At 60.5% G+C, this 23,419-nt stretch carries 20 protein-coding genes and 1 riboswitch; of the genes, 7 read left to right on the top strand and 13 right to left on the bottom strand.

The genetic code is table 11. The annotated features are described in order from the left end of the window. Window positions 1–17: 17 nt before the first annotated feature. A complete protein-coding gene (gene cbpB, locus B9A12_RS09270) occupies window positions 18–1,394 on the bottom strand; it encodes a peptide-modifying radical SAM enzyme CbpB (protein ID WP_084057612.1) in 1,377 nt (458 codons plus the stop codon). Window positions 1,395–1,627: 233 nt separating this feature from the next. After that, window positions 1,628–1,822: riboswitch (cobalamin riboswitch) on the bottom strand. A 790-nt stretch (window positions 1,823–2,612) separates the two neighbouring features. Between cbpB and B9A12_RS09260 the strand changes: the two genes are divergently transcribed. Beyond that, window positions 2,613–2,984, top strand: coding sequence for a hypothetical protein (locus B9A12_RS09260; protein WP_084057610.1), 372 nt, complete (start codon window positions 2,613–2,615; stop codon window positions 2,982–2,984). A gap of 3 nt (window positions 2,985–2,987) precedes the next feature. Continuing rightward, the gene (locus B9A12_RS16980; protein ID WP_170920506.1) at window positions 2,988–3,164 is read left to right on the top strand and encodes a hypothetical protein; all 177 of its coding nucleotides are present in this window, start codon (window positions 2,988–2,990) and stop codon (window positions 3,162–3,164) included. A gap of 302 nt (window positions 3,165–3,466) precedes the next feature. Here B9A12_RS16980 and B9A12_RS09255 read toward each other — a convergent pair whose 3' ends face one another. The 5 genes from B9A12_RS09255 to B9A12_RS17810 all read right to left on the bottom strand — a co-directional run bounded on the left by B9A12_RS09255 (window position 3,467) and on the right by B9A12_RS17810 (window position 9,500). Beyond that, window positions 3,467–3,910, bottom strand: a complete 444-nt coding sequence (locus B9A12_RS09255; RefSeq protein WP_084057609.1) for an Hsp20/alpha crystallin family protein — start codon at window positions 3,908–3,910, stop codon at window positions 3,467–3,469. A gap of 239 nt (window positions 3,911–4,149) precedes the next feature. Continuing rightward, complete coding sequence (locus B9A12_RS09250) at window positions 4,150–4,416, bottom strand: hypothetical protein (RefSeq protein WP_084057608.1); 267 nt, start codon at window positions 4,414–4,416, stop codon at window positions 4,150–4,152. 114 nt (window positions 4,417–4,530) lie between these two features. Continuing rightward, on the bottom strand, window positions 4,531–4,920 hold the full coding sequence (locus B9A12_RS09245) for a hydrogenase iron-sulfur subunit (RefSeq protein ID WP_084057706.1): 390 nt from the start codon (window positions 4,918–4,920) through the stop codon (window positions 4,531–4,533). A gap of 66 nt (window positions 4,921–4,986) precedes the next feature. Beyond that, the gene (locus tag B9A12_RS09240) at window positions 4,987–8,031 is read right to left on the bottom strand and encodes an FAD-dependent oxidoreductase (protein WP_084057607.1); all 3,045 of its coding nucleotides are present in this window, start codon (window positions 8,029–8,031) and stop codon (window positions 4,987–4,989) included. Then, window positions 8,028–9,500 carry a 4Fe-4S dicluster domain-containing protein gene (locus B9A12_RS17810; protein WP_084057606.1) on the bottom strand — a complete coding sequence of 491 codons (1,473 nt, stop codon included), beginning with the start codon at window positions 9,498–9,500 and terminating at the stop codon, window positions 8,028–8,030. The genes B9A12_RS09240 and B9A12_RS17810 overlap by 4 nt, the downstream gene beginning before the upstream one ends. A 313-nt stretch (window positions 9,501–9,813) precedes the next feature. Between B9A12_RS17810 and B9A12_RS09230 the strand changes: the two genes are divergently transcribed. Continuing rightward, window positions 9,814–11,967: an AsmA family protein gene (locus B9A12_RS09230; protein WP_170920505.1), complete on the top strand. Its 2,154-nt coding sequence runs from the start codon at window positions 9,814–9,816 to the stop codon at window positions 11,965–11,967. Window positions 11,968–12,404: 437 nt separating this feature from the next. Here B9A12_RS09230 and B9A12_RS17340 read toward each other — a convergent pair whose 3' ends face one another. Together B9A12_RS17340 and B9A12_RS09220 are read right to left on the bottom strand one after the other, a co-directional pair. Beyond that, complete coding sequence (locus B9A12_RS17340; protein ID WP_212636887.1) at window positions 12,405–14,351, bottom strand: methyl-accepting chemotaxis protein; 1,947 nt, start codon at window positions 14,349–14,351, stop codon at window positions 12,405–12,407. Window positions 14,352–14,440: 89 nt separating this feature from the next. After that, window positions 14,441–14,959 (bottom strand): chemotaxis protein CheW, encoded by a 519-nt coding sequence (locus B9A12_RS09220; protein ID WP_084057603.1) that lies wholly within the window; start codon window positions 14,957–14,959, stop codon window positions 14,441–14,443. Window positions 14,960–15,242: 283 nt separating this feature from the next. Between B9A12_RS09220 and B9A12_RS16970 the strand changes: the two genes are divergently transcribed. Next, on the top strand, window positions 15,243–15,677 hold the full coding sequence (locus tag B9A12_RS16970) for a cyclic nucleotide-binding domain-containing protein (protein WP_170920504.1): 435 nt from the start codon (window positions 15,243–15,245) through the stop codon (window positions 15,675–15,677). 80 nt (window positions 15,678–15,757) lie between these two features. On the opposite strand, the gene B9A12_RS09210 is transcribed toward B9A12_RS16970, so the two are convergent. The 5 genes from B9A12_RS09210 to B9A12_RS16695 form a co-directional block, all read right to left on the bottom strand. Continuing rightward, on the bottom strand, window positions 15,758–17,473 hold the full coding sequence (locus B9A12_RS09210) for an ABC transporter ATP-binding protein (protein ID WP_170920503.1): 1,716 nt from the start codon (window positions 17,471–17,473) through the stop codon (window positions 15,758–15,760). Window positions 17,474–17,544: 71 nt separating this feature from the next. Further along, window positions 17,545–18,498 (bottom strand): cobalt ECF transporter T component CbiQ, encoded by a 954-nt coding sequence (gene cbiQ / locus B9A12_RS09205; RefSeq protein WP_170920502.1) that lies wholly within the window; start codon window positions 18,496–18,498, stop codon window positions 17,545–17,547. Then, entirely contained in the window at window positions 18,495–19,115 is a 621-nt protein-coding gene (gene cbiM, locus B9A12_RS09200; protein WP_084057601.1) for a cobalt transporter CbiM, read from the bottom strand. Before cbiM ends, cbiQ begins: the two co-directional genes overlap by 4 nt. A 72-nt stretch (window positions 19,116–19,187) precedes the next feature. Then, window positions 19,188–19,586 carry a hypothetical protein gene (locus B9A12_RS09195; RefSeq protein ID WP_084057600.1) on the bottom strand — a complete coding sequence of 133 codons (399 nt, stop codon included), beginning with the start codon at window positions 19,584–19,586 and terminating at the stop codon, window positions 19,188–19,190. Continuing rightward, the gene (locus B9A12_RS16695) at window positions 19,583–19,903 is read right to left on the bottom strand and encodes a carboxypeptidase regulatory-like domain-containing protein (protein WP_139796565.1); all 321 of its coding nucleotides are present in this window, start codon (window positions 19,901–19,903) and stop codon (window positions 19,583–19,585) included. Before B9A12_RS16695 ends, B9A12_RS09195 begins: the two co-directional genes overlap by 4 nt. A 426-nt stretch (window positions 19,904–20,329) precedes the next feature. On the opposite strand from B9A12_RS16695, the gene B9A12_RS09185 reads away from it, so the two are divergent. The 3 genes from B9A12_RS09185 to B9A12_RS09175 all read left to right on the top strand — a co-directional run. Beyond that, entirely contained in the window at window positions 20,330–21,805 is a 1,476-nt protein-coding gene (locus B9A12_RS09185) for a response regulator (protein WP_170920501.1), read from the top strand. A 200-nt stretch (window positions 21,806–22,005) separates the two neighbouring features. Then, window positions 22,006–22,785, top strand: coding sequence for a hypothetical protein (locus B9A12_RS09180; RefSeq protein WP_084057597.1), 780 nt, complete (start codon window positions 22,006–22,008; stop codon window positions 22,783–22,785). Then, window positions 22,782–23,419 (top strand): hypothetical protein (locus B9A12_RS09175; RefSeq protein ID WP_212636886.1); only part of this gene is annotated, 638 nt, incomplete at its 3' end. The genes B9A12_RS09180 and B9A12_RS09175, both read left to right, overlap by 4 nt.

The following is a 23,419-nucleotide window of genomic DNA, read 5'->3' as shown; positions in this document are numbered from 1 at the left end:
CAAGGCCGCCATGGAATTTAGGTACACCTGAAGGTTTCTTCCGTCTCCTGGTCCCAACCGTCCCACAGGTAGGCCGCTTCGCGCCCCTGGGCGAGAACCCGGAAGGCGTAACGCACCTGTTCCTCGTAGAACTGGCAATAGGGACTGGGAGCCTTCACGGTTCCCGAGACCATCCGCACCTCCGCCGGGCATGGCGCCCCGCAGAAATGCCGGATGGCACAGGATGCGCAAGGGGCGATGTCTTCCACCTTGCGCATGGTGATTTCCTTGAAAGGCGGGCTTTCCAGGACCGCGTTCAGGTCATCCTCGTACAGATTGCCGCCACGGTATTCCGGAAAGCCGATGAATTCACTGCATGGGAAAAGATCCCCGTGGGCGGAGACGGCCACGAAGCAACGCCCCCCGCCGCAGGGCGAGATGTCGCACATAAGCCGCCGCCCCGTGGGACCGGCCACAGCGGCCAGCACATTGGCGAAGTTGGCCACCACCAGCTTTCGTCCGGTCTGATCGTAGAGCTCGTAGGTTCGGTCCAAAGCCCTGCAAAAGGACCGGGCGAAGAGCTCATTGTCAGGCTTCAGCTCCAAGCCCCCCTTCTGAGTGCATCGCACCGGATTGAACATGACCACAGCCACACCCGCTCTGTGATAAAAGTCCACCATGGTCTCCAATTGCTCCACATTGAGCCGAGTGACCGTGGTGATCACATTGAAAGCGGGATAGCCGGCCAGCCGTTCCATGACCCGCACCACCTGGGCGAAGGCTCCCGTGCCGTTCCAGTTCTTGCGGGTGGCGTCGGCCAGGCCTGGGTCGGCGGCATCCAAAGAGATGCCGATCCCCACCCCCCGGGATGTGAGGAACTCGATGGCCTCATCGTCCAGGAGGGTCGCATTGGTCTGGACGCCGAAATGGAACCGATCCCGGTAGCGGTCGATGCCTTCAAAAACGGCGTCTCGGGCCAGCATGGGTTCGGCGCCATGGAAGATGAGCTGCGGCTTCACGCCTTTGGGCATGTGGGATTCAAAGTAGCCGAGCAGCCGTTCCAAGGCCCCGCAGAGCTCCTCCGGGGTCATGGTCTTGCCGTCGCGACGCATCGATTCGGGCAGGTAGCAGTAGGAGCAATTGAAGTTGCACCTTTCCGTGGGATTGAAATAGGCGGCGGAGGGCTTGAGTCCGAAACGCAGATGGTGCATCTCGCGCTCGAAACCCTCCCGTTCCTCATGGAACCTGTCCACCAGCGAACCGGACAGCGCCTCATCCAGGGATTGCTTTTCCACAATCGCCCAGAAGGCCGTATCGGCCTCCACCACTGCCACCCGGTCTTCCAGGCCGATGTCCAGGACGGAAAAGGTGGGGCCATAGCCGGTGTTGGCATGCCGAGCCGTTTGGTTGTTCATGGATTCGCCTCGGTCCTATTTGGCTTTGGGGGTGAGCAGGATGTAGTGGGACAGGCCCGTGTTCTTGCCCAGTTCCTTGCAACGACGCCGATAGGAAACGATCTTTTGGGTCTGGTGCTTCATGGTTCTTCCTCCTTTTGGGGTTGGGTTTCAGCGGCCTTGGGCCCAAAGAAAAAGCCCGGAGCCGATCCGTTCGCGCGGATCGCCTCCGGGCTCCCTTTGCCATCAGTCGCCCGGCACCCAGGTTTCCAGCAGGTCTTCTGGCTCTCGGATCATCTGAAAGGCAGCGGCCTTCCCCCCGGGGTGAGCCCCGAAAGTGACCGATCCGCCCGGCGGCGGATCCAGGCTGCCTCTCATCCCCGATCACAGCGGCGGGACCGCCACGGATTCGCACCGTGTTCCGGGATGCTGGAAACCTTGTGCAGTCCCCTCTTCCTTGTCAGACTTTGGGCCTTCTGTCAAGTGGCCCGTGAACCCACCTGGACGTTGCCGGTGCGCTCCCGGTTTCAGAAGGCCCCTTCCTGGTCATCCGGGGGTCCCACCTCCTGCTCGGTTGGGGAACCCAGATGGGCCGTCGGGAAACGGTCTTCCTCGGACAGTGCGCCCGCCGGCCTCCGCCTCGAGCCCTCGTGTCTCATGCCGGTGCTGCGACTGTTAGCCGCCTTCAAGATGTAGGGGCACGGCGGCGCCGTGCCCCTACCCTGGAACAATTCGGCAAACCGGTGCCCGGTTCCATCCCCACAATCATCCGTGCGTTCAAATCCGCTGTTACCCAGCGCATCAACGGCCTGCAGGGCATATCGGGGGGTGTTGTGTGGCAACGCAACTATTACGAGCACATTATCCGTGATGAGGAATCCCTGAACAGTAGGGGCACGGCGGCGCCGTGCCCCTACATCTTGATATCCTCAACAACCCTGTACGCTGGCCCTTCGACCGAGAGAATCCTCGCGCCTTGGCAACGGAGACGGGGGGACCATGGCAAATGCGACCGAATTCGATCGATCCTTAATCGGTGAAATTGCGCCTATCCATAAGACTATATCACGGCAGATGTGTCGCTGCATACTTTTAACCCAAAAGAACGATTAATAAAGCGACAATCAATGGCGTGGAAGTGACCAAGGAGACGATCACCGGGCGGGGTGGTTTGGGTCTGTTTGTCCGCTATCTTCGCAACATCCAGACCTTCCCGCAGATCGATACTTTTTCGGCTCCATGCGTCGCAGTCGCAAGGGGCAACCGGTCACAGAGATTTTCAAACAGCTGCTGTGTTTTTTCTTGCATGGTACCAGTCGACATCTGGTCTTCTTTGACACCTTGGCCAAGGATGCGGGCTATGCCGCCGTCATAGAGAGCGAGTCCACCAGCATGCTTTCTTCCCACAGTGTGAAGCGTTTCTTTCGCTCTTTCCGGTGGCCGCGCATCTACCTGTTCCGACACCTTTTGCAACGGATGTTTTTGTGGCGCCTCAAGCTAGAAGCGCCCGATGTAGTCATTTTGGGCATCGATACCATGGTCATGGACAATGACGAGGCCAAGGTGCGCCACGGCGTCAGACCCACCTACAAACGCGTCAAGGGATTTTAGCCCTTGCAGATGACCTGGTGCCAATACGTGATCGATGCGGCGTTTTGCCGTGGAGATGCACATAGCAACAACGGCGATACGGTCGAGAAGATGGTTCGCCACGCGGTAGCCAGAATCCGCAAGCGCTATCGACTGGACGTGCCCATCATCGTTCGAATGGACACTGGACCGCCCAAATAGGCTCTCTGGGAATGGTGCCCGGTTCATTAGACCGTGCGTGCATTGGAATCGCTCAATTTAAGGGGGAATGGGAACCGAACCCGACCTTCGCGGCCCATACCACAACCGTGGGGGTTACCTATGCATATCTATGGGGCCTGCCACATGGAAAGCCATGCCTAAGCCGCAGCTGGTCGAACCTTTGCCAGGGCTCATGGCCTTGGATGCGTCAAAAAAAGAGCGGGGCCTACGCCCCGCTCTTTCGCATAACAGGTTGTCTCTTCGCCATCGCTTCATCGAGGCGACTCGCGGGAAGATCCTCCTTAGTGCTTGACCGCAATCTTCTTCTGCCGAGAGCGTTCGCTCTTGGGGATCTCGATCCGAAGCACACCGTCACGATAGACGGCCTCCACGCCTTCGGACTTCACGTCCGCCGGAAGCGCGATGGATCGGGCAAAGGAGCCGAAGCGGCGTTCAACGCGGTGGTAGGACTCGCCCTTCTCCTCCTTTTCCTGCTTCTTCTCGCCTTTGACCGTCAGCACGTTGTCGGTGATGCTGATGTCCAGGTCCTTCGCTTCCACGCCCGGTAGATCGGCCTTGACCACGATCTTGTCTTCCGTCTCGGAGACGTCAAAGGCCGGCACCATGGGGCGATCTTCTCCCCACACGGACGGAAGCATTTCATCGAAGAACCTGTCCATCCAATCGAAGGCCCTCGGCCATGCCAGAAGCGACTCCCTTCTTTCACGAGGAACCAGTCCCAACATAGCCCGTACCTCCTTTTATCTCATGGAATCCGGTGGGTTACCCACCCTCACGATCCGACATAAAATTAAGGCGCATCGCCCGGTTGTCAAGGCCTCCGAGCGAAGGCAAAAGGGGCGGCGGGCGACCGCGCTTCGGCCTTCATCCCGCCAGCAAAAGCGAGCATTTCATAAAGACCAGCCTCTCGCGCGATCCTCAGGAAAAGAGGACCAAGGTGTCCGTTTTCCCGCAGGCTCCCAGCTCAAAGGTTTGGCTCTTTGGCCGAAGCTTCCTCCAGGATTCTCTTGTAGCGCGCCGTGTCGCGGACCTTCCGGGCCGCCGCCTCTTCCGCATCTTCCCGGGTGAGGTGAATTTCACCGCATTCGGGACACGTGACGTTGAGATCCGCTCCGATGATGCGCTCGCGGATCTCATCCACGGTCATGTGGCCGATGGCTCCGCACGTGGTATCCACACGCATGGCGCGGACCCTTCCCTTGATCCGCGGCCTTTCGCTGCTCACTGTCATGGTGACCGCTCCTTGGGTGTGAACGTCGTCGTCCGTGGTCCGACCCGCTGGGATCGTCGCAGTGGGACGTGTGCCGCCAGGCGCCTCCCGTCCCCCAAAACGCTTTCATGGCTCTCAGCCAAGGGACGCCAGGGTCTGTTCCATCTCCACGCAGGCTTGGGTGAACCGTTCGGCTTCCGCCGAGGAACACCACACCAGACGAAAACGCTCGCTTTCGATGCCCATGGTCTCCAGCATGTCTTCCAGGGCGCTCAACCGGTCCTTGGCCCGAAGGTTTCCGTCCAGGTAATGGCATTCGCCTTCACGGCAGCCCATGACCAGCACCCCGTCGGCACCCCTCTGGAAGGCCTCCAGAACCAAGTGAGGGTGCACCATGCTGGAGCAAAGAACGCGGATGATACGAACGCTCGCTGGATAGGCCATGCGAGCGGTTCCGGCCAGATCGGCCGCCGCATAGGCGCACCAGTGACAGGCAAAGGCGATGATTCGGAATCGATGCTTCATGGAGCTTTCCTGGATCTTCAAGGACCACTCCTCCTGCGGGCGCCGCAACCCGGCGTGCCGGTCAGGCTATGCGGCGAAACAGCTTCGAACCTGTTCCATGAGCTGGTGATAGGTGAATCCGGCCACCCGCACTCCGTCCTTGGGGCACGTGGCCTGGCAGGATCCGCATCCTTTGCAGAGGATCGCGTTGATGCGAACCAATTTGGTCCCTTCCCCGCCCCCGGACTTGGGATCCCAATCGATGGCCCCAAAGGGACACACGTCCAGGCAGAGGCCACACCCGTCGCACTTGTCTTCCACCACGTAGGCCTTGATGGCATCCACATCCTTTCGGCGTATGGACAGCACCCGGGTGGCTTGCGCCACAGCCGCCATGGCCTGCGCGATGGTCTCGTCCAGGGGCTTGGGATAGTGGGCCAATCCGGCCAGAAAGAGACCTTCGCCGGCAAAGTCCACCGGGCGCAGTTTGGCGTGGGCCTCCTGAAAAAAGCCATCCTCGTTGATTGGAATCCGATAGACCTGGGCCAGATCTTTCACGTCCGGGTGGGGCACGATGGCCGTGGCCAGGATGACCACATCCGCACGAATGGATAGGGGCATGTGCAGCACGTGGTCGGTAACCTGCACGTAGAGTTCATTGGGTCCCAGACGAACGGAAGGTTTGTCGTGCATGTCATAGTTGATGAACACGACGCCCATTTCCCGAGCCTTCTTGTAGAGTTTCTCACGCAGCCCGTAGGTGCGGATATCCCGGTAGAGGATGGTGATCTCCCGCGATGGATCCTCCTCTTTGAGCTCGATGGCCGCTTGAATGGAATGGGTGCAACAGACCCGGGAGCAGTAGGGCCGTTCAGGCTCACGGGATCCCACACATTGGATGAAGACGAAGCTGCGTCCCTTGGCCACCCGTTCGTCGCCCACCGCGTGCAGCTTGTCGAATTCCAGGGCCGTCAGGACCCTTTGGGATTCCGCGTAGCCGTATTCCTGGGGCTTGTAAGCGGTGGCGCCCACGGCCACGATGGCCACTCCATGGTCCAGGATGAGGGGGGAGTTCCCTTTGCGGATCGTGGAGCGAAAGTTGCCCAGAAAGCCCTCTGCCTTGACGACCTGGCTCCTCAGGTAGATGCTGATATAAGGGTGGGCCTTGACACGTTCCACCAGGGATTCCACAAATTCAGGAATGGCCTCCCCTTTCCAGGTCCGATACAAGTGTCGGGCATTGCCTCCCAGCTGCGAGCTCTTTTCCACCAGATGAACCGGATATCCCTGATCGGCCATGCCAAGCGCCGCCGTCATGCCCGCCACGCCCCCGCCGATCACGAGAACCGTGGGGTTCACATTGGCCTGGACGGGGGGCAGCGGCTCCGCCAACACCACCTTGGCCACCGCCATGCGCACCAGATCTTTGGCCTTGTCGGTGGCTTCTCGGGGCGCGTGGGCATGGACCCAGGACGCTTGGTTGCGAATGTTGGCCATCTCGAAAAGATACTCGTTCAGCCCCGCATTCTTTAAGGTCTCGCGAAAGAGGGGTTCATGGGAACGGGGAGAACAAGCAGCCACCACCAGGCGGTTCAAACCCAACTGCTCAATGCGGCGGCGAATCCATTCCTGGGTGTCCTGGGAACACGCAAAGAGGCTCGTTTCCACGTGGACCACGTGGGGAAGGTGCTTGGCATACTCTGCCACTTCCTCCACGTCGATCACCCCGGCGATGTTGGACCCGCAACAGCAGACAAAGACCCCGACCCGCGCTTCCTCGTGGGCCACATCCCTTTCCTGGGGAAATTCCACGGAGCGAACCAGGCTGTTTCGAACCTCGGCCAGATGGCCCGCCGCCGCCATGGCGGCGGCCGAGGCCTCCACCACGGAACCGGGGATGTCCTTGGGCCCCGTATAGACACCGCAGGCGTAGATACCAGGGCGCTCCGTGGCCACCGGCTGAAAGGACGACGTGTCCAGAAACCCGTCCTCATTGAGCTGCAGTCCGGAACGCTCCGCCAGCCCTCGGGCGTCGGCGTTCGTTTCCATCCCCAACGATAGCACCACCAGGTCGAAGGTTTCCCGCGCCGGCCTGCCCTCATTCGTGATGTAGCGAAAATAGAGCCTTTGGCAGTCCCCCACGGGTTCCAGGGAATGCACCCGGCAGCGGTTGAAGCGGATGCCCCGCCGGCGCGCCTTTTCGTAGTAGCGCTCGAAGTCTTTTCCCGGGGTCCGCATGTCCAGGAAGAAGACGGCCACATCCACGTCACCGCCCACTTCCTTGGCCAGCATGGCTTCTTTGAGCGCGGACATGCAGCACACGGCCGAACAGTAGCCGTGGCCGCAGTTGTTCTCATCCCGACTGCCCACACACTGCACAAAGGCGATCTTGCGCACGGGCCCGCCATCGGATGGCCGGATGAGACGGCCCTGGGTGGGCCCGGCCGTGGACAGGTAGCACTCCAATTCCATGGAGGTGATCACGTTGGGAAAGATTCCATAACCCCACGTGCGGATGCCCCGCGGGTCGAAGGGTTGAAATCCCGGGGCCAGAATGATCGATCCCACGTCCACCGTCCAAGAACGCTCCCGATCCTCCCAGTTGATGGCTTGCGCCTGGCACACCTTCTCGCAGGCTCCGCACGTACCCGATTGGATCTTGAGGCACCGCTGGGGATCGATTTGGTACTTGAGCGGAACGGCCTGCGGATAGCGAAGATAGATGGCCTTGCGGGTGGTGATCCCCCCATTGAATGCATCGGCCACTTCCTGGGGACAGACCCGAGCGCATTCGCCGCAGGCCATGCACCGGTCCATGTTCACATAGCGAGGCCTTTGGCGCAGTTTCACCCGAAACCGGCCGATCTCCCCTTCCACCTGCTCCACGTCCGTGAGCGTCAAGAGCTCGATATTCAAGTGCCGACCGCACTCGACCACCTTGGGCGCCAGGATTCACATGGAGCATTCATTTCCGGGGAAGGTCTTGTCCAACTGGGCCATGGTGCCTCCAATGGCCCCCCGGCGCTCCACCAGGTAGACGAAAAATCCGGTATCGGCCAGATCCAAGGCCGCCTGAATGCCGGCGATACCCCCGCCGACCACCAGCACGGCCCCCACTTTCTGTTGAATCATCGAGACCCTCCGCTGCTCCTCCGGCCCGGCGCCGCCAGGGATCGGGCCAGAAGCTCCCACAAATAGACCACTTCCACGTCCAGATCGTACTCCTTACGAAGGCTCTTCTCCATCTGGTCCCGGCAGTTGTGACAGGCCGTCACCACGCGCCGAGCCCCGCAGTTGCGGATCTGGCGCGCCTTGAATCTTCCATGAAAGACGCGCTCCTCATGGAACGGTACGGACCACAGGCCGCCTCCGCCCCCGCAGCAGTAATTGCCTTCGCGATTGGGATACATCTCCACGTAGTTGGGACAGCACTGACGCACAAGCCAGCGGCCTTCCTCGAAGTAGCCGTGGCCGAATGCCTGGAGCGATTTTCTGCCGTAATGACAAGAATCGTGGAACGTGGTGGTCTCCGGATGGAGCCTGGGGTCCAATTCCAGACGCCCTGTCTGTACATAATCCATGAGCAGGTCGAAGATGGAAAGCACCTGGAACTTTCCCAATTCCTCCGGAAACCAGCGTTGCAACCCGACCCGGGTCGCGTAATAGGCATGACCTCATAGGGGCAGAAGGAGAGTCCGGCACTCCAAGCGGGCCATCTGGTCCACCAGCCGGGCCACCAGGGCCCGCATGGTCTGGTCGTCCCCCGTAAAATACGCCCAATTGAGGCCTTCCCAATGCTCGGTGGTTAGCGTCCAGGATTCCCCGGCCGCATGCAGCACCTTCCATAGAAACTTCATGTCGTCCGGATCGGCAAAGGGCTCCTTGGAATTGACCGTGACCAGCACCCGAGCTCCCTTCACATCCAGCGGAACCCGAAAGCCGTTCCAGCCCTCCTCCACCAATTCGTCGGCCAGATCCAGACACACCCCCACGAAGTCTTCCTGGGGGATGCCCAGGTTGTTTCCCGTCTCCAAGCAGGTCTGCAGCCCCCGTTGCAGGGAAACGGGAACCCGGTCGCGGGGTTGCTTGCCGCGCACGGCCCGAATGAGGGAGACGATCTCCACGTTCATGGGGCAGGCCTCTTCACACTTTCCACAAAGGGTGCACTTCCACACCCAGTCGGATTCCAGCAGCTGGTTTTCCAACCCCAGCACCGCCATGCGCACCACCTTGCGCGGGTCCAGGCCGTCCACGGCGGAGATGGGGCAGGCGCTGGCGCAGCTGCCGCAGGTGAGACACACATCGGCCCATTGGGGGGAGGCCCGCAGGAGGTTGGTGCGGGGCTTCAATTGGGTGAGGGGGACCGACGGTTCCTGCGGCGGGCTCTCTTGATCGGCCTTCATGGGGATGCGGCGCACCGCGATGCTTTCCGGATCCAGGCCGAAGGCGTGGCAGAGTTTGTGAAAATCTTCTTCCGAAATCAAATATCTCTTGCCCGGCACGCCCCGCGCCGGTAGTTTGCCGCTTCGAATCCAGTTGCGGATCGTGTTGCGATGCACCCCCAACTGCTGGGCCAGTCGCCCGATCTGTACCACAATCATCGGCTCTTACCCCCTGTTCAGGCCGTGCCAAGGACTTTGTGTCCCCCCGTGACATGCTCGGACCCATCTTGTGCATTTTGTGCATGCCGCCCCTACATAGCGCTCCCGCCCCGGTTTGTCAAATTCAAATTCCATGCGGTCTGGTCCATCCCTGGGGCTCAACTCCCCCCCTTGCGCCCCTCCCCCGCCCACGTGCTATGATCCCTTAAGGCCAAGATCCTTAAAGATACAGTCGGCCAGCCCCCAAGATGGCGCCACCCGGCGCAGGCAATCGGAACGCAGATCACAAGGCATGCAGGAAGGAGCAAAGGTCATGGCAACGCGAAAGATTTTCAAATGGAGCCTCATCGCCCTGGGTGCTGTCGTGCTCTTGGCAACCGCTCTCATCATCGCCGCCAGCCTCTTCATGGACCCCAACGACTACAAGGAACCGATCCAGCGGGCGGTTCTGGAGCGCACGGGAAGGCAGCTCCACTTGGAAGGGGATCTGAGCCTTTCCGTCTTTCCTTGGATCGGCTTGGAAATAGAGGACGCTTGGCTGGAAAACCCCCAGGGGTTCGCCGAAGGCCCCTTTGCCCGAATCGATCGCGCGGCTCTGCGGGTGAAACTCTTACCGCTTTTGAAAAAGCGCGTACAGGTGGCCACCATTGTCCTGGACGGCCTACACGTGCGCCTCATTCGCCGCCCCGACGGGCGAAGCAACTGGGAAGATCTCACTGAAGCCCGGCCCGCCTCCGCCAAAGAACCCGCCCCCAAGGCCCCCGAGCCCACGCCTTCCCCCGCTTCGCTGCCTCTCATCAGCGTCTCCGGTCTGCGTGTGAACAACGCACGTCTGGAGTGGAACGATGCCCTGGCGAAACAAAGCGTCACCGTGTCCCGCATTTCCCTTTCCACGGATTCCATTGAACCGGGGACGTTCTTCCCGGTGGAGCTGAGTCTCCAGTGGGAAAGCACCCAGCCGCACGTGCTTGCCACCCTGAACTTGGAGGCCCAGGCCATGGTGGATCCGTCGGCGGATCGTTGGGCCGTCCGCCCGGCCCGATTGGATCTATCCCTGGAAAAGGCCGACTTCGTCCAGGAACCCGCCAAGCTTTCCCTGGAGATTGAAGGCGGCGGATCCCTGACCGGAGCCGCTTTGAAAATCCCTTCCATGAAGCTCCATCTTCCCGGACTCGCAGCCAATGCCCAATTAACGATAACCCAAAATGCAGGAATCCCCCGCCTTGAAGGAAAGCTCCAAGCACAGCCTGTGGAACCTCGAAGGCTTCTGCAGATCCTATATCCCCAGGGACTGGCCCAGCTGCCCGAAAAGGTCTTGCGCCAGGCAAGCCTTGAGCTGCGCTTTTTGGCAACGCCCCATAGCCTCAAGATTCCCGAACTGCAGGCGAGCCTGGATGAGGCTCAACTGAGCGGACGGGTGGATCTTTCGAGCCTTCAGCCGGTCAAGGGAAGTTTTCAATGGCACCTCAATCGACTGGATCTGGACCAGATCCTGGCGGCCACCGCCGGCTCCCCCACTGCGCCCAAGGCTTCCGGGCAATCGGCCCCGGGCTCGCCCGGACCCCAACCGCCGCCATCCAGCTCCAAGACGCCCCTTCGGATCCCACCGGGGACCGACCTGAGCGGCATGGTGGACATGGAGCAACTGCGCGCGGCCAAGTTGAGCATCTCTTCTGTGAAAGCAAAGATTCTGGTGCGAAACGATCACCTGACGGTTGAGCCCTTTCAGGCGGGTCTTTACGGCGGAAAGGTGACAGGCTCTTTTGGGCTTTCCGCCGATCCCAAACGACCCAGCGGCGCCCTCGCCTACCAACTTCAGGGCGTGGATCTGGGTGCCCTTCTCCAGGACCTTCAAGGCAAGGAATCGCTTACGGGCACCGCCTCCGTGAAGGGCAAGACCACCTTTGCCGGTCTGGACGGCCCGAGCATTATTCGCTCGCTTACGGGAACCACCTCCATCCGCGTGACGGACGGGAGCTACAAGGGCATCAACATCCCCCGAATGATCCGTCGGGCCAAGGCCGCCCTTCAAGGGCGCACGTTGGCTCCCGGTGAGGAAGAGGATGCCACGGACTTTACGGAGCTGACCGCCACGCTGGTGATGAAAAACGGCGTCGTTGCCAACGATGACCTGTCGGCCAAATCCCCCTACCTGCGAGTGGGCGGGCAAGGCCGGCTGGATCTTCCTGCAGAAAAAATCGATTACCTTCTCACCACCACTCTGGTCGCCGTCCCGCGGGGTCAGAGCGGCGAGGACCTGAAGGACTTGCTTGGCATCCCCATTCCTATCCGCATTCAAGGTCCCCTAGCCAAGCCTCGCTACGCTCTGGACATGCAGGCGGTTATCCAGTCAGCCGCCAAGGGAAAGGTGCGGGAAAAGGCCAAGGCGCTGGAGGGCACGCTGAAGGAAAAGCTGCAAAAGAAGGCACCTCCGATCAAGGGCTTCGATCTGAAAAAGCTCTTCTAACCGTCGATTCCAAGAACGCTGGCACGCGCCCCCCGGCGGTTCTTTTCCCTGCAGGAGCGGCTCGGATTGCCATGGGCATGGGCCACCGAGGAGGCTGCCCGAAGATGGCCTTTTGCCCTTTTATGGCTTTCTGACCAGTTGCAATGTCACCGGTCCCGAGGTGGTTTTTCGATTCTCAGAGAGCCTTGGTGGGGCGGGTTCGGAACCCGCCCTACGGCCATATTGCCAGACCGGCACCACAAGCCCGCAAGGACTGGGCAAACCGCCCCTCTTGTTAAAGATAGACGCGCCTTATCCCCCGGCGTAACCATCTTTGGATGACGGCCCCCCACGGGGGTAAAGATCTTGTCTTCCTGGCAGGACGGCGGCGCCCAAAAGTGCCATGAAACGTGGAGCGGCGGCGCATCGCACCGCCGCTCGTAGTGGGAGGGAGGGGATCAGAATTCCGAAAAGTCGTCGTCGAAGGGGATCAACTCTTCTGGGCTAACCTGGGCGGGCTCCTTTTGGGAAACGGCCGGAGGACGCGCGCCGTTTCCTTTCTTGGATTTGGATGGAGCCTTGAGCGAAGGAACCGGCACGTCCCTTTCGGTTGAGGGTCCGGATGCCGCTTTTCGCTTTTCACCCTTTCGGCCGTGGGCCTTGAGCCCCACCAGGTCCGCCAAGGCCCGCACGTATTGGCGCATCTGTTGGGCCTGCGCGTTCAGTTCCTCCGCCGCCGAGGCGGTTTCTTCCGTCGTGGACGCATTCCGTTGCAGCACCTGGTCCATTTCCGAGACGGCCCGGTTCACCTGCGAGATACCTTCCGCCTGCTCCCCGGAGGCCGCCGCGATCTCGCTCACCAATTCACCGATCTTACTGGCGCCTTCCGCCACTTTTTGGAAAGCCTGGTTGGCGTCCTTGAGGATGCTCTCTCCACCGGAGACTTTTTTCACCGTGGCTTCGATGAGCTCAGCCGTATTCCGGGCCGCCTCGGCGGAACGCATGGCCAGGTTTCGCACCTCGTCGGCCACCACGGCGAATCCGGTGCCGGCCTCTCCCGCTCGAGCCGCCTCCACAGCGGCATTGAGCGCCAGCAGGTTGGTTTGAAAGGCGATCTCGTCGATGGTCTTGATGATCTTTTGGGTCTCCGTACTGGCCTGGGAGATCTCCTGCATGGATTGGGTCAGGGCCTGCATGGACCGTTGCGCTTCCGAGATATCGCCGGAAGAAGCCTTTACGATGCTATCGGCTTGCTGGGCATTGTCGGCGTTTTGCCGTGTCATGGAGGCCATCTCCTCCAAGGCGGAGGAGGTTTCCTCCAACGAGGCGGCCTGCTCCGAGGCCCCTTCGGCCAATTGCTGACTGGCAGAGGAAACCTGGGTGGACGCTTCAGCCACCTGGTCCGCCCCATCGCTTAGGCCCTCCGTGGCCACCATGATCGGTCGCGTCATGTTCCTGGAAAAGACAAAGAACGCGAGCAGGGTGAGAAGCACCGCCACAACGCTCACAGCGCCCACTTGCCAGGCCATGGCCCGGACAGGCCCCAAAAATTCACTCTTCGTTTGCGTCGCCCCGACCATCCAGCCGTTGATTCCCACGGGAGCGTATCCGCTGATCTTGTCGGCACCTCTGAAGCGGTATTCCACCACGCCGGACTTACCTGAATCCATCGCGGCCGCCAGGGGCTCCAGGCCCGGCACCTTGTGGAGATTGAGCTTCAAGATCAGTTTCTTATCGGGATGCGCAATGATGGTACCTTCCTTGTCGGTCATGTAGGCGTAACCGGCGGTGCCCACCTTGGTTTGGCTGACGGTCTCCGCCAGAAAGCCCACCTTGAGCGTGACCCCCACGATGCCCAGGAACTGTCCTTTTTCATTTTTGAGGGGAACGGAGATCACCGCCACGGGTTCCTTGGAGATCTTGGAGACAATCACCTGGCCGATGACCGGCCGGCCCGCTTCCTTGGCCCGCTTGAAGTAGGCGCGGTCTTTGATCTGAACCCCTGGATAGAGCTTCGTGTTTCCGTCATGGAGCACTCCTCCGAAAAGCGTTCCCGACGCGTCGGAGAGGAAAATTCCCTCGTATTGCTCTCCGGCGACGCCGATAATCGCCCTCAGCGCCTCATTTGCCTGCGCGATCGCATCGTGAGCCCCCGAAGCTCCCTGTGCGGCCACCTGCCGCGCCGCCTGCACCACGGGGCCCATGGCCGCGATCGCCTTGGCCTTTCCCACCTCTTCTTCCATGACCATCCGGACCATGGCGGCCATCTGTTCCGATTGCTGCTGGGAATTGGTCTTGCTCAGCCCGATCAGCGACTGCATCGATTTCCAAATGGAAACGCCGCCGATCGCCACAACAACGGCCAACACGATGGCTCCCCCGATAAACATCAGTTTCTGGGTCAAGCTTAGCTTCCTGCCTTTCATGGCTTCGTTCTCCGCTTTCCGATTGAGATGTTTCGCCAGGGCAAATCGCTCCGCTGCCGTGATCTCTCTTAGGCCGTCTTCTCCAGGGCCTGGATCTCTTGGGCGGTGAGAACCTTGTCAATGTCCAGGAGGATCTTCACCGAATCGCCGCTTTTGGCCATTCCCAGGATGTATTCGGTGGAAAGACGTGTCCCAAAGGCGGGCGAGTCCTCGATGTCCTCCTCCTTGATGTTGACCACCTCGGAGACGGAATCCACCACCAGACCCATCATCGCATAAGACGATGAGGCCCCACTCGTTTCCACCACGATGATGCAGGTGCGTTCGTTGTATTCCGACTCCTCCATGCCGAATTTCAAGCGCAGATCGATCACGGGAATCACCTTGCCGCGCAGGTTGACCACCCCTTTGACGAAATGGGGGGTTTGGGGCACGGGTGTGATGGCCATCATCCCGATGATTTCCTTCACCTTCAGAATGCCGATCCCGTATTCCTCGTTGCACAAGGAAAAGGTCAGGTACTTGCCCTCACGGGATCGGTCCTCCTTGTCCATGACCACTGCTGCATTCTGTGCCGTCACGACCATCCTCCTTTTCGGCTTTTGCCGCCTACCATGTGGTGTATCCGCCGCCCCTCCGGTCCAAGGGTTGAGCCGGCTCACGGGGACCTCTCGGGCGGAACCGCGGTTGCAATCTTCGCTATTCCTATCGGCCTATTGGGAAATGAACTTGAAACAAAAAGAGAGCGGGTTAGAATGCACCTATCATCAGATGGTTGAGGCCTTTTGTGCAGGGCGAGGAACCGTTTTGGCGGCGCGAAGGATGCGCGGGTGCGCACAGCCGCAGCAGCACGCCCCCAGGAGGTGGCCTATGATTGTCCAGGAAGTGGATCTGTTTCGGCGGATCCCATCCCATGTGATCGACGAGATCGCAGCGTTGGCCCAGGAGGTGAAAGGCCCGGCGGGAACCGTTCTTTTCCGGCAGGGAAACGCGGCCGACAAGCTCTATATCCTGGTGACCGGCCGGGTGGACCTCACCGTAGGGTCTCAAGGTTCCCAGCGCACGATCACCTTTCCGGTGGACCGCGAACAGTCCGTGTTCGGCTGGTCTGCCCTGGTGGAACCCCGCCAGTACACGGCCACGGCCACGTGCGCAACCGATGCCGAGCTTCTCTCCATCGATGGGGACCGTCTGCTGCGCCTCTTTGCCAAACATCCCCAGGAAGGCCTCATCGTGATGCAAAGGCTTGCGGGGCTGGTGGCCCAACGGCTCCTGGCCAGCTACCAGGCCCTCACCGGGGGATAATCGGCCATCGGCGGGCACCCGACGATCCGTTCCGGCGTTCGCTTCACGGACCGCGGTCTGTCCATGGCGGGGCGCGACTTTCAACGAAGATCCGCTGTCTCCGTTACGGCATTGGTACGGTGATCTTCTTGCAAGTCCTGTATTTCGCGGCAGCAGCGGTTGTAGTACGTAAAATCCAGCCCGTAGAGGGAGTGCAGGTTCCGGTCCACCAGGAATTTTCCGGTGGGCAGGTCGTCCACGATCCTTCCCCGGTGCATCAAGAGGGTCCGGTCCGTCAGCATGGAAACGAAGCAGACGTCGTGGCTGATGAGCACCAGGGTGGCTTCCACTTCGTCCAGAAGCTGGAGAAGTTTCTGTTCCGTTTGCGGGTCCAGCCCGGCGGTGGGCTCGTCCAGGATGAGCACTTCCGGCTCCATGGCCAACACAGCCGCCAGGGCCAATCGCTTGCGCTCTCCGCCGCTGAGATGCTGGGGCACCCGATCTTCGAATCCCTCCAGTCCGGCCCAATGGAGCATGGCCTGGACCTTCTTGCGGATCCTGGATTCGGGCCATCCCAGATTCCTGAGGCCGAAGGCCACCTCATCGCCGCACCGGGAGCAGACCATCTGGTCCGCCGAATCCTGGAACACCAGCCCCACGTGGCGCCACAGGTTCCGCCTGAACGCGCCCTCCACCTTTCGGCCGTCCAGGAGATATTGGCCCGTTCCCCAGCGAATCCCCGCCAGACACGCGGCCAGAGTGGATTTGCCCGCCCCGTTCGGCCCCACCAGGGCCAGGCGCTCGCCGCGGCCCACCTGAAACGACACGTTCTCCAGCGCCACCGTCCCGTCACCATAGGCATAGGAAAAACCGAGCATTTCCAGGAAGAATCCCTGTGCGGAGCCTGGATGGACCTTGGATCCCCTTTTGGGAAGGGCGCCCACCAAGCGGCGGTCGGGTCCGCAGGCACCTTGTTCCGAGATCAGCTCGGGGGATGTGGGGATGGCACGATGGCGTCGGCCGTGTTCATGGGACCCGTTCCCATTGCAGCACTGAAATCGGAACGTGAAGTCGAGTCCGTGTTCCTGAAGGGATGCCCGGTGGGAGATGAGCCTTTCAAAGGAGGTATCGTGGTGAATCCCCCCAGCCTGCAATACCACCGCGCGGGTGCACAGGCCGTAGAGGAAAAGGATGTCGTGGCTGATGCAGATAAGGGTACCCGGGTAGTCCTTCAGCACCTTGGAAAGCAGGGCCTCGCTGGTCGGGTCCATGTTGGCCGTGGGCTCGTCCAGGATGAGCACGTCGGGTTCCAGCGCCAAGATGGCCGCCAGGGCTGCCCGTTTCCTTTGCCCGTAGCTCAGGTGATGGGGAGCGCGATGGGCCTCCGCCTCCAGTCCCATGGCGGCGAGGGCCTTTCGAGCCCTTTCTTCCGCCTCTTTTGGCGGCACTTGGAAATTGAGCAGCCCGAAAAGGACGTCATCCAAAACGGTGGGGCAAAAGAGCTGATCGTCCGGATCTTGAAACAAAAAACCGACTCGCTGGCGGAGATCCTCCAATCTTTCGCGGGACAGGGGATCGCCTTGAAAAAGGACTCGACCCTGGGTGGGAGGAGCCAGCCCGGACAGAACCCGGGCCAGGGTGGTCTTTCCGGAGCCGTTGTGACCCAGCACCGCGATACGCTCCCCCTCATGAATGGAAAGATCAATATGCCGTAGGGCCTGGCGCCCGTTGGGATAGACATAGTCCACCCCTTCCAGGCGGAAGACAGAAGGTGTGGATACAGTTCGAATCGGACAGGGAATGGCTTGAAGATGCACCGGTTGGCTTCCTCTTCTGATGGGAAAACGGCCTCCGGAGACCCGACGTCCCAGGACGAGCCGCGATGGTGTCAGCGGAAAAGGACCGGGACGGCCCAACCGTCCAGGATCAATACTCCCATACTCAAGGCGATCCAGCACGCTCCCAGGGCCCAGTCCTTCGGACGGGCATGGAAGCCCTCCCGAACGGGGAACCGTCCCGAATAGCCCCGGCACAGCATGGCTTCGTAGACCCGCTCAGTGCGTTCCAGGCTGCGAACGAAGAGCATCCCCAGGAAGTTTCCCAACGCATGGAAACTCCGGCGGTTGGTGCCCGGTCGAAAGCCCCGGACTCCCATTCCAACCCAAAGGCGTGAGATCTCGTGACGGAACACAAAAACGTAGCGGTACATGATGAGGAGCATGTGACAGAGGGATTCGGGCAAGCCCATGCGCGCCAGCGCGTTCACTGTACGCGCAAAAGTGCAGGTCCGAAAGAGGGGTTCCATCAGCAGAGCCACGCTCAGGGCCTTGGCCGCCACCAAGGCCGCCACCGAGAATCCCCGAAGGTTCAACTGGATCCAGCCGGCCTCCCCCAGTTGCACCACTTCATCTCCGGGCAGCACCGGCACGGTGAGCGGCATGACGACAAAGAACATGGCCAGAAACCCGGCCATGGCAGCGATTCTTTTCGCGGCAAAGCCCAGAGGGGTTCCAGCTGTCAGCAGGGCCGCGCAGGAGATGGCGCAGCAAACGCATGCCACCCCCAATTGATCCACAGATGCTGCACAGAAGGCGAAAAAGACCAGGGAAGCGATCTTGATCCGCGGATCCCAGCGGTGAAAGATGGACCTCCCCCGCGCTTGCTCATGGGTCCCCAATTCGGGAACGGCCCACCGCTCCGTTTCTTCCCCCTCGCGGCGTGGCGACCCTTGGCCACGTTTTCGCAAGCGAAACCACCCCACGGCAACAAGGACCGTGAGAAAGACGGCAAGTCCCAGGCCGGTCGCAGCCAGTGGATCCCAATGCAAGGGAAGAGCCTTCATCTCGCCTCCGACCTCCATGGGCTGCGGCCAAGGAGTTCCGGCTTCACCCGATCCACAAACGCCAGCACAAAGCCGGTGATGACCGCTTCCAGGACGACCACCGGCACATGGGCCGCCAAGGCCAGTTTGGCCACTCCGGCAAAATCCTCGCCGCCGGTGGCCAGCAGGACGGCCAGGATGAGCGCCGCAACGACCACGCCCCCCCCGGACACCACGGCCCCCGCCAGCAGCCGCGTACGTGAAGAAGCATCTCGAAAGCCATGGAAGACCGCCGCCGCCAGCCACGCAGGCAGGCCCATCATCAGCCCGTTGGCCCCCAGGGCGGTGAGGCCCCCGAATTGAAAGAGCAGGCACTGGAGCACAAGCCCCAGAAAGATGGCCAGAAAGGAACTCCACCCCAAGAAGATGCCCACCAAACCCGGCAAGAGCAGGTGAACACTGGTGGGCCCCAAGGGCACATGGACCAGGGAGGCCACGAAGAAGGCGGAGGTCATGACCGCCACCTTGGGAAGATCCTCCGAGTGCGTCTTTTTAAGGCTCACAGCGACGCAGCCGGCACTGAGCGCAAAGCAGGTCAGAGCCACCTGGGTGGGCAAAACTCCGTCGGAAATATGCATGGAAAACACCTCCACTGGCGCCTACAGGCGGCCACACACAGCGTCGCGGCGCTCCGTCACGGACTGAGGGGATTACGGGGCATCATCGGCCGTGCCGCCGGGGCTCTTCGATGCGTTCTTGCGTGAGGCCACGAAGGCCGCCACACCGAACAGTCCCACAATGTATCCAACCCCGGACACGACGTCGTGCAGGCTCACCCGATCCCGAGAAGCCCGAAGCCTTGCCAGTTCCCGCTTGATTTGGCGCAATTCCTGGTTCATCTCACGGCGCTGGGCTTCCAGGGCGGCCAGGACCTCCCGATCTTCCTTTCCCTGCTTGTCGGCGGCCTGGACGGTTTCGGGCGTCCGACCAACCGTCGGGCCGGCGAGCGGCGCTGCACCTTGGGCTCTGGCGTTCAAAACGGGCAACATGGCCAGAACGACCAGAGCCCCTAAAAGGACATTGCTTAGGCGAAAGAGAAATCCCTTCATGGACGAGCGCTCCAATCCTCTTTTTTCAGCAGATACCGGGCTCGGTGGCCCAGGGACGCATCCAGCTCGATGCTCAAATCGCAGGGAGAAGACGGTGCGGAAAATTGAAAGTGCCCTTCTTTGTCCATTTGTCCCTGTACCACGGGCTTTCCAGCCTCATCCGCCACCCGGACCTTGGCATGGGCCGTCGGCGTTCCGTCGGAAAAGTAGCCTTCCACATAGATCTTTCCGCCTTCTGCGTAGGCAAACACACTCACCTTGTGGGCCCAGGCCGATCCAGAGAGGATGAAAAAGATGCCCACCATCACAATTGCCACGAACCCGACTCCCTGTGGTCCCCACGAACCTTGCGCGGGCTTTCGATGGCCCATCGCCGTTTTGGGCTGACGTCTCTGCATGCGCTCCTCCATCGTCTTGGTTCCCGGCATGAGGAAAGTAAAAAAGGCCGGCATCGGTTCGCACCAATGCCGACCTTCGTGGCCCTCGTCCGTTCTTGCTTCTTCCATGCAACGGGCTGGGCTCGCCCCGTCACTTTTTGAACAAACAGCCCCTTCCTGGAGCGATTGCACCTTCCAGGTAGCACAGCCTGCAAAGGAAATCAAGACCGCTTTTGCATTGGCACTTGCGTCCTCATTTCCTTCCCACTATAAAGGGCCCATCCGGAACGGGTTTGGCTCCCTGCGAATCGAGTGGCTACCATGACTCATAAGCACGCAAAGCAGAACGGCCGGGGTGGGATCCTCTTGATTGAGACCGACCGAGCGCTCGATCGTGACACACGGCGCATCCTCCAAAAAGAATGCGGGCCGCGCCTCCAGGGACCGATCCAGGCTTCGGCCCGGGGGATCGCTGCGACCATTGAGCGTTTCGACCCGGAGCTGGTCCTGATCGATGCGTCACCAGATTGGAACCCAGCGGTCTTTCCCACAAACAAGTTCAGGGAATCCCATCCGCTCTTGCCGGTGGTTCTTTTGGGCTCACCCGAGGATACCCATTTTGAGCGCAAGGTGCTTCAAACCGGCGCGGACGGTTGGCTGCTCAAACCACCCCGCCCGCAGGAGCTGAGGCTACTGACCTCGCTTCTCCCCAAACGCCGAGGGCTCCGCGAGGTCACGCTCAACCGCATGAGGACGGACGCCTTGAACACCTTGGCGGTCGCCGTTGGGAAGGATCTTTTCAATCTCCTGGAGACCGTGGAAGATCGTCTGGAGGACTTGCAGGCGGCACCCGGCTCCGACGGCGCCTCGAGCGCATCGCTCGTGCAGGCCCTTCGAGCCGCCTGTAGCGCCAAGAGCCTCTCCGAGCAGATACTTTCCTTGGCCCGGGAGATCAAGCTGGACCCGAAACCGTTGGACCTGGCGGAAATCGTGGAAGGCGCGTGGTCCCGCACCCTTCAAGACCACCGGGCGGTGGCCGTGGATGTGGCTCTTGGCCCCTCGTTGCATCCCGTCCATGGGGATCGGCAAGCCCTGGAACAGGCCCTTAAAAACCTTCTGCGATGGGCCAAGGCGTCCACGAAGGAACCCGGTACGGTGCGGGTTCGCGTGGAAAACGCTTTGTTTCCCTACCCGGGCGTGGGATCGGACGCTGCTTTTCTTCCGGCACCCTGCGTCCGGATCGAAATCGAGGGCGCCGGTGCCCTGCAGGCGTCGGAGGATTCGTGGACTTCCCGCTTTGCTCTCTTGAAGGTGCAAAGATTGGTTCAGGCCCATGGCGGCTTCGTCCAGGTGGCACGTCCCAATAGCAACACCTCCGCCGTGACCCTCTATCTTCCGGTGTCGACAGCCCACAAAGAAGCCGCAAAGCCCGAGCCCCAAAGCCAGGAAGGCATCAAGGGGCGCGTTTTGGTCATGGACGACGAGCCCGCCCTTCGTCAGTTGGCACAGGCGGTCATGAAGCACATGGGTTTGGAATGCGATACAGCCGCCCACGGCGAGGAGGCCCTATCGCTTTACAAGCGGGCACTGGACATGGACAGACGGTACGACCTGGTCGTCTTGGACCTCACGGTAAGGGGCGGCGTGGGCGGCATCTCCACCATGGCCCAGCTTCTGGAGATCGATCCCCAAGCCAAGGCCATCATCTATACGGGTTATTCGGAAGATCCCATTCTGGAAAACTATCAACTGTACGGATTCAAAGGGGCCCTGCGCAAACCCTACGCCGTGCAGGAAATGGTGGAGATGGTGCGCCGTATCCTGGGAAGGAACATCCACTGAGCAGCGGATCCAAAAGGGAGCGTCAGGCTTACCTCGTAGCCCGAGTTTGCCATTTTTGAAGGCCATTTTTCAGAAACCGCTCAGATGAGCGGCACTCAGTTCTTGAAAAGAGGTTCCGGAAGACGGAAAACCCAATGTAGTGGCAGAAAATAGGGTGCCCTATTGACTTCCCAGATGATATCTGCTAGCCTGCTGCCACTATGTTTATCCGAAGAGCGCGAAAGAAAGACCCCCAAACGGGCAAAACCTACTTCTACCACCAGCTGGTCGAGTCCTACAGGACCCCCAGCGGGCCCAGGCAGAGGACTCTCCTCAACCTGGGCAGGCTGGATCTGGAGCCCAAGGAGCTCAGACGCCTGGCAAAGCGTATCGAAGACCAGATGAAGGGCCAGCCTAGCATTGCTCAACCCAAACACATCGAAGAACTGGCCCTTCATTTTGTCTCGCTTTTGCGTAAGAAGCGAATCCAAGCCGCTCAGGCCGAGCCGGAAAAGCAGGGAGATAAATGCCAAACAGTCGATATCGATTCCGTTCAGACGAGCGATGTGCGCACCGTCGGAGCCGAGGCCGTCGGGGCTTGGGCCTATGATCAGCTGCAGATGACCAAGATTCTAAAGGAGTGCGCCTTCACCCAGGCGGACATTGACCGGGCCAAGGTGTTGATTCTTGGAAAGCTGATCCATCCCGCAAGCGAGCGGGAGACCCACGCGTGGTTTCACCAAAGGAGCGCTCTGGATGAGGTGATGGACATCAACGCAAAACACGTCTCTCTTACCAGCCTGTATCGCACCTGCGATCGATTGCTGTCCCGCAAGGAAGACATTGAGGCCTCTCTTGTGAACCGGGAAAGGAGCCTTTTCGGACTGGGAGAAAAGCTGATCCTCTACGATCTGACCAACACCTACTTTGAAGGAAATCCCAACGCACAAGAGGCTCAGCGGGGCGTTTCCAAGGAAAAACGACCGGACCGCCCCTTGTGACCTTGGGACTGGTGCTGGACGAGGAGGGCTTCCCCAAGACCAGCAAGGTCTTTGCCGGAAATGTCTCAGAACCGGCGACTCTGGAAGCCGTTGTGGAGGAGATGCTGCTCCATCGCCCACGGCAACTCAATTTGCACAGTCCGAGGCCCACGGTGGTCATGGATGCGGGTATCGCCACGGAGGCGAACCTGGAGATTCTTCGCGCCAAAGGCCTGGATTACATCTGCGTGGACCGACGACGGGTTGAAGGTCTTCCGGAGGGCGATCCCCATGTTGTCCTTGAAGGTCCTTCTGGAATCGTCAGGGCGCTCCGAAGTGCAGACTCTCGTGAGGTCTTCTTGTTTTGTGAAAGCGAGGGTAGAAAAAACAAAGAAGAGTCCATCAAGAACCGATTTCAAGTGCGCTTTGAGCAGGATCTTCAAAGAATGGCCGATTCTCTTCAAAAAAAGGGCGGCATCAAGAAGTACGAAAGGGTTCTGGAGCGTATCGGTCGTCTCAAGGAAAAGTACCGGATGGTGGCCCGATTTTACGAGATTCGGGTGGAACAAAAAGATGGTAAGGCGGTCAAGATCTCATGGAATCTCAAGGATAAGGAGGGCCTGGAAAAGAGGTTTGCCGGGCGCTATCGCCTACG

Origin of the sequence: Desulfacinum hydrothermale DSM 13146 (assembly GCF_900176285.1) — a bacterium.
Classification (GTDB): Bacteria; Desulfobacterota; Syntrophobacteria; order Syntrophobacterales; family DSM-9756; genus Desulfacinum; species Desulfacinum hydrothermale.
Note: the sequence above shows the minus strand (reverse complement) of the source record. Positions and strands in the feature narration are given on the sequence as shown.